7 protein-coding genes and 2 pseudogenes are annotated in these 9,905 nt (G+C 70.4%); 6 read left to right on the top strand and 3 right to left on the bottom strand.

Features of this window, described 5'->3' with window-relative positions; genetic code table 11:
• The 6 genes and pseudogenes from ABZ471_RS45910 to ABZ471_RS45885 form a co-directional block, all read left to right on the top strand.
• Positions 1–840, top strand: a pseudogene (locus tag ABZ471_RS45910) (hypothetical protein); the annotation flags it as partial.
• A gap of 114 nt (positions 841–954) precedes the next feature.
• Positions 955–1,545: a TlpA disulfide reductase family protein gene (locus ABZ471_RS45905; RefSeq protein ID WP_359075110.1), complete on the top strand. Its 591-nt coding sequence runs from the start codon at positions 955–957 to the stop codon at positions 1,543–1,545.
• 1 nt (position 1,546) lies between these two features.
• The gene (locus ABZ471_RS45900) at positions 1,547–2,311 is read left to right on the top strand and encodes a cytochrome c biogenesis protein CcdA (RefSeq protein ID WP_359075109.1); all 765 of its coding nucleotides are present in this window, start codon (positions 1,547–1,549) and stop codon (positions 2,309–2,311) included.
• Between the two features lie 3 nt (positions 2,312–2,314).
• Positions 2,315–4,033 carry a cytochrome c biogenesis protein ResB gene (locus tag ABZ471_RS45895; RefSeq protein WP_359075108.1) on the top strand — a complete coding sequence of 573 codons (1,719 nt, stop codon included), beginning with the start codon at positions 2,315–2,317 and terminating at the stop codon, positions 4,031–4,033.
• Positions 4,030–5,130 (top strand): c-type cytochrome biogenesis protein CcsB, encoded by a 1,101-nt coding sequence (ccsB, locus tag ABZ471_RS45890; RefSeq protein WP_359075107.1) that lies wholly within the window; start codon positions 4,030–4,032, stop codon positions 5,128–5,130. Before ABZ471_RS45895 ends, ccsB begins: the two co-directional genes overlap by 4 nt.
• Before the next feature lie 25 nt (positions 5,131–5,155).
• Positions 5,156–5,563, top strand: coding sequence for an SRPBCC family protein (locus ABZ471_RS45885; protein ID WP_359075106.1), 408 nt, complete (start codon positions 5,156–5,158; stop codon positions 5,561–5,563).
• A 22-nt stretch (positions 5,564–5,585) separates the two neighbouring features.
• Here ABZ471_RS45885 and ABZ471_RS45880 read toward each other — a convergent pair whose 3' ends face one another.
• The 3 genes and pseudogenes from ABZ471_RS45880 to ABZ471_RS45870 form a co-directional block, all read right to left on the bottom strand.
• Positions 5,586–7,133 (bottom strand): hypothetical protein, encoded by a 1,548-nt coding sequence (locus ABZ471_RS45880; protein ID WP_359075105.1) that lies wholly within the window; start codon positions 7,131–7,133, stop codon positions 5,586–5,588.
• A complete protein-coding gene (locus ABZ471_RS45875; RefSeq protein ID WP_359075104.1) occupies positions 7,133–9,241 on the bottom strand; it encodes a hypothetical protein in 2,109 nt (702 codons plus the stop codon). Before ABZ471_RS45875 ends, ABZ471_RS45880 begins: the two co-directional genes overlap by 1 nt.
• Before the next feature lie 98 nt (positions 9,242–9,339).
• Positions 9,340–9,905: pseudogene (locus ABZ471_RS45870) on the bottom strand (acyltransferase papA2); the annotation flags it as partial.

Genomic DNA, 9,905 nt, shown 5'->3' with positions numbered 1-9,905 from the left:
GACATCGGCTACCTCAGCGATCCGCACATCAAGGCCACGCTGACCAACGTGCGCCGGGCCTGGCTCGAGGGACACGAGATCGGCACCCACTTCAACGGGCACTTCTGCGCCGGCAGCGGCACGGTCGGCAACTGGACCCCGCAGCAGTGGGAGAGCGAGATCCGGCAGGCCAAGGCGTTCGTGAAGGAGTGGCGGACCAACAGCGGCTGGACCGACCTGCCCTCCCTGCCCTTCGACTACGACAAGGAGCTGGTCGGCGGCCGCACCCCCTGTCTGCTCGGCCAGAACAACCTGCTGCCCACCGCCCGCAAGCTGGGCTGGCGCTACGACGCGTCCTCGCCGGGCGGGCGTCAGGTGTGGCCCCTGAAGCGGCTGGGGATCTGGGACCTGCCGTTGCAGCAGATACCTTTCCCCGGACGTTCCTTCGAGGTCCTGTCCATGGACTACAACATGCTCGCCAACCAGTCGGTCAACTCGACCAAGGCGCCCGCATACAACTACCCGGGCTGGCGGAAGCAGTCCGCGCAGGCGTACATCCAGGGATTTGAGCGGGCATACAGGACAAACCGGGCGCCGTTCTTCATCGGCAACCACTTCGAGCAGTGGAACGGCGGCATCTACATGGACTCCGTCGAGGAGGCCTTCAAGCACATCGCGCGCGAGAAGGAGAAGGGTGCGGACGTGCGCATGGTCTCCTTCCGGCAGTTCGTGGACTGGATGGACGTCCAGAAGCCCGAGGTGCTCGCCAAGCTGCGCACGCTGGAGGTCGGGCAGCAGCCGGCCGGCGGCTGGAAGGGCTTCCTGCGGGACACCGGCTCGGCCTCCTCGAACGCCGCCTGACGTGCCGTCGGGGAGTCGTCTGAAATGTCCGGAGTAAATACCTCCTGAAATGGGGTTTTCCGCCCGCCAGGGGGGCGCGCGAGATCCCCGGAACGGGCATGCGAAACTTTTCACATGAGTACCCGTAGCCGCGCCGCTCTGCTTGGCGCCGTGGCCGCCGCGGCGGCCCTGACCCTGTCCGCGTGCGGCAACGGCGGCACCTCCGGCGGGGGCGGCAACACCAACTTCGTCACCGGCAACAACGGCGTCGACACCGTCCCGCAGGGCAAGCGGGCCACGGCGCCCGACCTGTCCGGCAAGACCATCGACGGCAAGTCCCTGGACGTCGCCGACTACAAGGGCCAGGTCGTCGTGATCAACGTCTGGGGCTCGTGGTGCGGGCCGTGCCGGGAGGAGGCCAAGTACTTCTCCAAGGTCTCCGAGGAGTACAAGGGCAAGGGCGTCCAGTTCGTCGGCATCAACACCCGCGACACCAGCACCACCCCCGCGCTCGCCTTCGAGAAGGAGCACGGGGTCAGCTACCCGAGCCTGTACGACCCGACGGGCAAGCTGATGCTCCGCTTCCAGAAGGGCACGCTCAACCCGCAGCTGATCCCTTCCACGCTCATCATCGACAAGCACGGCAAGGTCGCCGCGCGGGCGCTCGAGGGGCTCGACGACACCAGCCTGCTGAAGATGTTCAAGCCGGTCCTCGCGGAGAAGTGACGTGAGCGCACTCCTCACGCTCGCCGCGGAGAACCAGACCGTGAAGAGCGGCGCGCTGCTGATCGCCCTGCCGATCGCCCTGCTCGCCGGACTCGTCTCGTTCTTCTCGCCCTGCGTGCTCCCCCTGGTCCCCGGCTACCTGTCCTACGTCACCGGAGTCGCCGGCACGGACCTGGCCGAGGCCAGACGGGGGCGCATGGTCGCCGGAGCCTCCCTGTTCGTGCTCGGCTTCAGCGCCGTGTTCGTCTCCGGCGGGGCGCTGTTCGGCTTCTTCGGCTGGACGCTGCAGGAGCACAAGGACGTGCTGACCCAGGTGCTCGGCGTGCTCATGATCCTCATGGGCGCGTTCTTCATGGGCCTGATGCCCTGGTTCACCCAGCGCGAGTTCCGCTTCCACAAGCGGCCGACGACCGGCCTACTGGGCGCGCCGATACTCGGCGCCCTGTTCGGCATCGGCTGGACGCCGTGCATCGGCCCGACCCTCGGGGCGGTGAACACCCTCTCCATCCACGAGTCGAGCGCCGGGCGCGGGGCTGTGCTGATGGTCGCGTACTGTCTCGGCCTCGGCGTGCCCTTCGTCCTCACCGCGGTCGCCTTCCGCAAGGCGCTCGGTGCCTTCGGCTGGGTCAAGCGCCACTATGTCTGGGTGATGCGCATCGGCGGCACGATGATGATCGTGACCGGTGCGCTGCTGCTGACCGGGGCCTGGGACAGCCTCGTGCAGGAAATGCAGGGCTGGTCCGACGGCTTCACTGTGGGGATCTGATCGATGAGCAAGACCGAAACCGACAAGAGCCAGGACCAGGAGGACCTGGGCGCGGCCGGCTCCCAGCTGTCCACCGCCCCGCGGGAGGAACTGGCCGCCGTGCCCGGCCTGGGTGTCGTCGGCTGGGTCCGCTGGTTCTGGCGGCAGCTGACCTCGATGCGGGTCGCGCTGCTGCTGCTCCTGCTGCTCTCGCTCGGCGCGATCCCCGGCTCGCTGATCCCGCAGAGCGGGGCCGACATCACCAAGGTCGACGACTTCCGCAAGACCCACGAGACGCTCGCGCCGATCTACGACAAGCTCGGTCTCTTCCACGTCTACAGCTCGGTGTGGTTCTCCGCGATCTACATCCTGCTGTTCGTCTCCCTCATCGGCTGCATCGTCCCGCGCACCTGGCAGTTCGTCGGCCAGCTGCGCGGCCGCCCGCCGGGCGCGCCCAAGCGGCTGACCCGGCTGCCCGCCTACACCACCTGGCGCACCACGGCCGAGCCTGAGCAGGTCCGTGAGGCCGCGCTCGCGCTGCTGAAGAAGCGCCGCTTCCGCGCCCACCTCGCCGGTGACGCGGTCGCCGCCGAGAAGGGGTACGTGCGGGAGCTGGGCAACCTGGCCTTCCACATCGCGCTGATCGTGCTGCTGGTCGCCTTCGCCTCGGGCCAGATGTTCAAGTCGGACGGCACCAAGCTGATGGTGGAGGGCGACGGCTTCTCCAACGCGCTGCCGATGTACGACGACTTCAAGTCCGGCAGCATGTTCCAGAACGACGACCTCGTGCCGTTCAGCTTCGACCTGAAGGACTTCCGGGGCACCTACGAGACCAGTGGCCCCAACCGCGGCACCCCGCGCACCTACGAAGCGAAGATCGCCTACAGCGAGGGTGCGTACGGCAAGGAGAAGCCGGCCACCATCAAGGTCAACCAGCCGCTGACGATCGGCGACTCCAAGGTCTACCTCGTCAGTCACGGCTACGCGCCCGTCGTCACCGTCCGCGACGGCCGGGGCACGATCGTCTACCAGGACGCCGTCCCGCTGCTGCCGCTCGACGGCAACGTCACGTCCAACGGCGTGATCAAGGTGATGGACGGCTACCGCGACGGCAAGGGCAAGAAGGATCAGCTCGGCTTCCAGGCCTTCTTCGTGCCGACGTTCGACGCGAAGAGCGGCACGATGCTGTCGCAGTTCCCGGCGCTGGTGAACCCGCTCCTCGCGGTGAACGCCTACCACGGCGATCTGGGCGTCGACGCGGGCCTTCCGCAGAGCGTGTACCAGCTCGACACGAAGCACATGAAGCAGTTCAAGGACGCCCAGGGCAAGCAGCTGAAGAAGCTGCTCAAGCCGGGCGACACCATGCAGCTGCCGAACGGCGCCGGGTCCATCACCTTCGAGAAGGACGTCAAGGAGTGGGCCGGCTTCGAGATCGTCCAGGAGCCGGGCGGCGGCTGGGCGCTCGGCGGTGCATTCGCGGCGATCTTCGGCCTGGCCGGCTCCCTGTTCATCCAGCGCCGCCGCGTGTGGGTGCGGGCGGTGCGCGGCGCCGACGGCGTCACGGTCGTCGAGATGGCCGGGCTCGGCCGCAGCGAGTCCGCCAAGGTGCCCGAGGAGCTGGGCGACCTCGCCGGAATCCTCTACGACCAGGCGCCGGGGGCACCCGACCCCGACGACTCTTCAGCATCCAACGAAGCATCCCCCGACTCCCAAGTCGTACCTGCCGAAGGGGCTGAGAAGTGACTCTCGCCGCCGCAACCGATCTCGCCGTAGCGACCAACGAACACCTGGCGAGTATCAGCAACACGCTCATCTACTCCTCGATGGCCGTCTACACCCTGGCCTTCTTCGCGTACATCGCCGAATGGCTCCTCGGCAGCCGCAGCAAGGTCGGCCGCACGGCCGCCGCGCTCACGGCCGACGGAGCACAGAAGGCGGGGCCGCCCGCCGTCGCCGTGAAGCAGGCCGGGGGGACCGCCGTACTGGAGCGGCCCAAGGTCGTGGTGCGCTCCGCGTCCGGCGCGCGGGACGTGCCGGACGGGCCCGGTGCGCACGGCGGCGACGAGCAGGGCGACCTCTACGGGCGTATCGCCATCTCGCTCACCGTGCTCGCGTTCCTGGTGGAGCTGGCCGGGGTCGTCTCCCGCGCTGCCTCCGTGGAGCGGGCGCCGTGGGGCAACATGTACGAGTTCAACATCACCTTCTCCACGGTCGCCGTCGGTGTGTACCTCGGGCTGCTGGCCCTGAAGAAGAACGTGCGCTGGCTCGGGCTGTTCCTGATCACCTCGGTCCTCCTCGACCTCGGTCTCGCGGTCACCGTCCTGTACACCGCCAGTGACCAGCTGGTTCCGGCCCTGCACTCGTACTGGCTGTACATCCACGTCTCCACCGCGATCTTCTGCGGCGCGGTCTTCTACGTCGGCGCGGTCGCCACGATCCTGTACCTGTTCAAGGACGCGTACGAGAACAAGCTGCAGTCCGGCGGCAAGCCCGGCAGCTTCGCGACCTCGGTGCTGGAGCGGCTGCCCGCCTCCGCCTCGCTGGACAAGTTCGCCTACCGGGTCAACGCGGCCGTCTTCCCGCTGTGGACGTTCACGATCATCGCGGGCGCGATCTGGGCGGGCGACGCCTGGGGCCGGTACTGGAACTGGGACCCCAAGGAGACCTGGTCCTTCATCACCTGGGTCGCCTACGCCTGCTACCTGCACGCCCGGGCCACGGCCGGCTGGAAGGGCCGCAAGGCCGCCTACCTGGCGTTGATCGCCTTCGGCTGCTGGCTGTTCAACTACTACGGCGTCAACATCTTCGTGAGCGGCAAGCACTCCTACGCGGGCGTCTGACCGGCTGGTCGGAGACACTGGTGTCATGAGCGGTTCCATCGAACAGGGCACCAGCCAGACCCACGGGAACACGCACATACTCCACTTCCTGGTGCGGATCCCGCGGCGCATGGAGGAGGTCTGGGCGGCGGTGGCCACCCCCGAGGGGCTCGGGGGCTGGTTCACCGCCGTCGACGTGCTCGAACCCCGGCTGGGCGGCGCAGTCACCCTGCGCGACCTGGGCGGCGGCCGGGTGACGGCATGGGACGTCGACCGGGTGGCGGAGTACACGGTGGAAGGCGGCGGCCGGATCCGGTTCCACCTGGAACGGGACGGGGAGACGGGGTGCGTGCTGCGCTTCACCCATGAGTTCAAGGGGGAGCGGGAGTCGGAGGCCGACTGGCACTCCCGATTCGAACGCCTTGTCGAGGGACTGGAGCCCTCCCAGACCTAGGGCCTGATCCGCCGGACAGGCCCTACGACGGCGGCAGGCACTCCTTCGCCGGCGGCTTCCCCTCAGGCCAGGCGATCCGTACGAACCGTGAGCCGCCGTCCGGTGTCAGCTCCACGATCGGCACGGCCTTGTCGTACGGGTTGCCGTGCACGTCCAGGCAGATCCAGCCGCTCGCCCCGCTCACCCTGAGCGAGCCCTTGACCTGCGGCCACTGGAGGCCGACGTCCGCGAGTGCCGGGAAGCTCCGCCCGTCCGGCACCGCCTCGCGGATGCCGTGCACCGCCAGCTGCAGGGCGTCGTAGCCGATGATCAGCTGGCCGTCCTCCAGGGCGACCTTGCCGATCGGCCCGGACGGTGCCCGCCCGGCGGCCGTCACCAGCCGCTGCAGCAACCTGAAGTCCGCCGCCGAGCCGCCGGTCTTCGCCGGGTCCTCGGTCCAGGCGTCCGGGTGGGCGAGGGAGGTGTAGCGGACGGAGAGCCTGTGGCGCAGGGCGTCGCGGTCCAGGTCGCTCTCATGGGTCAGGTACGAGGCCTCGTCGCCGGTCAGCACCGTGAACTTCCGGTCCTGGCAGCCGCGTCCGCCCAGCGCGTTGATGAACTGCCGCAGCTGGGTGTGGCGTCCCGCGAACAGGATCGTGTCCGTCCCCGGCGAGGTGTCGCACACCAGGTGCGTGATCTGCCGGAAGGTGTTCGCGGTCGTGCCCTCCTGGCTGCGGTCGGCGGGCGGCGTGAACGGCTGCGGCTCGTACGGCGAGCCCTTGATCAGCGCCGCGAACGACTCCTGCAGCGTCCGGGTGTACGGGTCGCCGGGTTTGTCGTACACCAGCAGCGCCTTGCCCGCGCTCACCCTGGCGAAGGAGGCGAGCGCGCGGGCCTCGTCGGTGTTGGTCGGCGACACCCGGGCCAGGCCGGGGTAGGGGTCCTTGCCGCCCTGCCCGTTGGCCAGGTCGTCCGCGGTGATCGAGGAGCCCACCACCGGGATCCCCTGCCGGGTCAGCGCCTGGACGGCCTTCTTGTTGTTGTCGGTGCTCTGCCCGATGCCCGCCACGGCCCGCAGCCGGTCCGCGCTCTTCGTCATCCGGGCCAGCTGATCCACCGTCTGCTGCCAGTGGTCCCCGGTCGCGCCCGGGTTGGCGAGCACCAGCCGGATCGCGGGCGCCTCCCCGTTGGCGTCGTGATTGGCCTGGTACTGCGCCAGGTAGGCGCCCTGCAGCTGGTGCTGGATGTCGTTCAGGTTGGTCGGCGAGGCGGAGCTGTACGGGAGCATCAGCGCCACCGTCACGTAACCGCCCGGTTTGAGCCGGTCGTTCTCCCGCGCGATCGCCCGTACGACGTCCGTCAGCTGCGGGTGGCCGAAGTCGTACGTGCCCCTCGCCACGCCCACGCACTCGTTGCTGTCCGCCGGTCGGGCCACCCCCGGCGCACAGGACCGGTCCTCGTGCGCGAGCACGCGGACCGCGAACACCAGCCCCGCCACCAGGGCCGCCGTGACCAGCAGCGCCAGATAGCGGCGCAACGGGATCTCCCACACGCTCTCGCGCACCCATGTGCCCACGCCTCTGCGCGCCATCACGCCTCCCCGCTGCGGTCGTCCGGGCCGTCGTCCGTGTCCTCGGGGTCGTCGGGGTCGTCGGGTACGCCCATCGGGCGCCCGGCGAGCGCTGCTGCCGGCCAGTCCCGGGATGCCCGCCACAGCAGCGCGTTGCCCGCGGGCCGCAGGTTGGACAGCTGCTCCAGCTCGAAACGGAGCCGGTCGCACACCTTCGGGTCGGGCAGCACCAGCGGATCGCCCAGTTGCCACACCGCGTGCAGCAACCGCCGTATCCGCAGGTGCAGTACGGCGTCCGCGCCCGGCGGCGGCTGCCCGGCGTCCGTGCGGCCGAGCGCGACCGCGGCCCGCCGGTCGCCGCCCCCGGTGAAGTCTCGGCCCTCGGCGTCGTGCGCGTGGAAGTACGGTGCGGCCGCGACGAAGCGCAGGGTGCGCAGCCAGGCGCGGGTGTCCGCGGTCGGGAACGTGTCGCGCAGATGGGCGACCGCCGCCTCCGTGCTGCCCAGGGCGAGTTGGTGGTGGAGCCGGTAGCGGGCCTGCTCGGGGTCCGGGTAGTGCGCGGTCAGCGTCTCGTGGACCGCACTCCACGAGGCGTGGTCGGCGTCCCGCAGGTGCAGCCGGAGCAGCAGCAGGGTGCGGACGAAAGGGTCGCCGACGAACTGGCCCGGCACGGTCGGCAGCCCCTCCTCGGCCAGCCGGGACTGCAGGGCCCGTACGTCCGCCGGGCCGAAGGTGTCCGGAAGCAGGCCCGCGGCCAGGGTGCACGCCGAGTCGTGGTCGTGGGCGGCGGCCAGCACGGTCAGCTCGTCCAGGTACTCGGCCGGCACCAGTCGGTCCAGCAGCGCCTCATGGGCGGGCACGGCCGGCTGGTCCTCACCGGTCCGCACGTCCGCCATGAGCAGCTCGCCCAGCGAGGCGGCCCCGGGCAGGTTCTGTGCGGCGGACTCGGCGAGCAGGACGATGCCCAGCGGATTGCCGCCGGTCAACCGGTGCGTGGCGTGCGGCAGTTGGGGCGGAACCGGGGTGTCGTCGCAGACCGCGCCGACGATGTGCAGGGTGTCGTCCGGGCTCAGCGGGGGGAGCGCGACGAGCAGCGCCCGCGAGGAGGGAGCCGCGTCCGGTGTCCAGTCGCTGCGCCGGGCCACCTCGGGCAGCTCCCGCCGGACCGCGCTGCGCAGCTGCGCCCGGCCCTCGCCACGCCGGGCCGCGACGAAGGCCACCTGGTCCGCGATGCCCTCGGCGCGGTCGCGCAGCACGGCCTCCACGAGTCCGGGTCCCGGCGCGGTCTGCGCGTCGTCGATCAGCACCAGGGGCCGGCCGAGGCGCTGCATGCGCGGCAGTACCCCCGCATACGCCTCCGTCAGGTCGGCCAGCAGCGCCCGCACCAGATACCGCTCGGCGTGCTCCCGGGAGGTGCCGCCCGCCCGGAAGTGCCCCGACAGCAGGATGAGCCCGCGCTGGGCGTGGCCGCCCGCGTTCGGGTACGTCCGGTACCACACCGACGCCTTCTGGTGCCGCCGGCTGGTGAAGCCCTCGGCGACGGACTCCAGGGTCGCCTCGATCGCGCCGGACAGCAGCGGCCCGGTACCGGTGGCCGCTGCGACCACCTTGGCCGCCACCTTCCCGGCCCAGCGCCCGGCCAGCCCGCTGATCCACGAGCCGCTCTCGTTCAGCAGCAGGATCCGCTCGACCTCCCGGCGGATCCGCTCGGAGTCGGCATCGCCCCAGCCGCTCGCGGCCACCGCCACCAGGCCCGACATCAGCCGTGGGAAGGTGATCCGCCCGGCGCCCGTCACCGGCGCGGCCAGCTGCTCGGCGATCACCAGCAGCGCCTGCGCCACCGGCGACCACGACTCGGCGGGCCGCTCCGGGGGCGGCCCCGCGAACTGCGCCTCGGCGCAGTCGATCAGCGCCACCGGTGTGTGCCCCTTGTAGGCGTCCCGTAACTCGGCCAGCACCGCGGTCTTGCCGAGACCGCGGGCACCGGTGAGCACCACGAAGGGCAGCTCGCCCGGGTGCTCGTACGGATGACTGCGGTGCTGGTGGGGGCGCAGCCCCAGGAGCCGGGGCGCGAGACCGGCCGGATCGATGTCGAACAGCGCTCCTCGCCCGTGCAACCGTCTGTGCACCGCATTCCCCCCTCAACAGCAGTGTAGAAAGGGGGAGTTGCTTCGGGCCAGGGTCAGTGATGTCCGTTGGGTTACGAAATTGGCCTACGAATTCGGGTTTACGTCACGGTGGCCGCGATCAGATCCCTCAGCCGCTCGACGTACAGCCGCATGTTCTTGGCGGCCACGTCGGTGTCCGGGTAGCGGCTCGCCAGCCACAGGCCGTCGTGCAGCCGGTTGACCCACACGCACACCTGGTCGCCGTACGACACCCGCAGCAGTCCGTACGCCTTCTGCTCGGCCCACCGGTCGGCGCCGGGGATGCCCCGGGCGTCGACGAACGAGACGATCGAGTACAGGTCGGGGGAGGTCGGACGGAAGTCCGCGCCGAGCAGGCTCAGCACCCGGGCCAGCGGCATCCTGGACAGGGGCCGGCTGGCCTGCAGTTCGCCGCGCACGACCCGCAGGGTGCCCGGCAGGTCGGACGTCCCGGCCACCGGCACCTCGATCGGGGCGCCGCCCACGAACCAGCCCACCGAGTCGCTCCACCGGGACTTCACCCGGGTGTGGAACGGCACCACCGTCCGGTAGACGGACTGCCCGCCGAGTTCGTGGACGATCAGACCCGTGGCCGCCAGCATGCCGACCAGGCTGCCGCCGTAGGGCCGGCAGTACGCCTCGAAGG

This window comes from Streptomyces sp. NPDC005728 (assembly GCF_040630895.1).
Taxonomy (GTDB): Bacteria; Actinomycetota; Actinomycetes; order Streptomycetales; family Streptomycetaceae; genus Streptomyces.
Note: the sequence above shows the minus strand (reverse complement) of the source record. Positions and strands in the feature narration are given on the sequence as shown.